The sequence below is a fragment of the Pseudomonas sp. HMSC057H01 genome (assembly GCF_001836405.1).
Classification (GTDB): domain Bacteria; phylum Pseudomonadota; class Gammaproteobacteria; order Pseudomonadales; family Pseudomonadaceae; genus Pseudomonas; species Pseudomonas aeruginosa.
Genome location: NZ_KV828491.1, coordinates 1,893 through 2,310 on the forward strand (window position 1 = coordinate 1,893; position 418 = coordinate 2,310).

Annotated in this window: 1 protein-coding gene; it reads left to right on the forward strand. The window is 65.6% G+C overall.

What is annotated here, in order from left to right; all coding sequences use genetic code 11:
* The coding region (locus tag HMPREF2581_RS33595; protein WP_256565210.1) for an MlaD family protein at positions 1 to 418 on the forward strand (418 nt) is incomplete at both ends.

Consider the following 418-nt stretch of genomic DNA (forward strand, 5'->3'; position numbering starts at 1 on the left):
GGTCGATCCGGTGAAGGGCGAGAAGGAAGAACGCTACTTCACCGCGTTGAAGGAGCCGCCACCCCTTTCCGACAAGCTGCCCGGCCTGCACCTGACCCTCAAGGCCGATCGCCTGGGCTCCCTGGAGCAGGGCAGCCCGGTGTTCTACCGGCAGATCCAGGTCGGCCAGGTGAAGAGCTTCCAGCTGGGCGATGACCAGAGGACCATCGAGATCAAGGTGCACATCGAGCCGGCCTACGCCGACCTGGTGCGCAAGCACACGCGATTCTGGAACGCCAGCGGCATCTCCATTTCCGGCGGCCTGTCCGGCTTCAAGGTGCACAGCGAGTCGCTGCTGACCCTGGTCGCCGGCGGTATCGCCTTCTCTACCCCGGAGAACCGCACCGACAGCCCGCCGACCGATCCGAGCAAGCCGTTC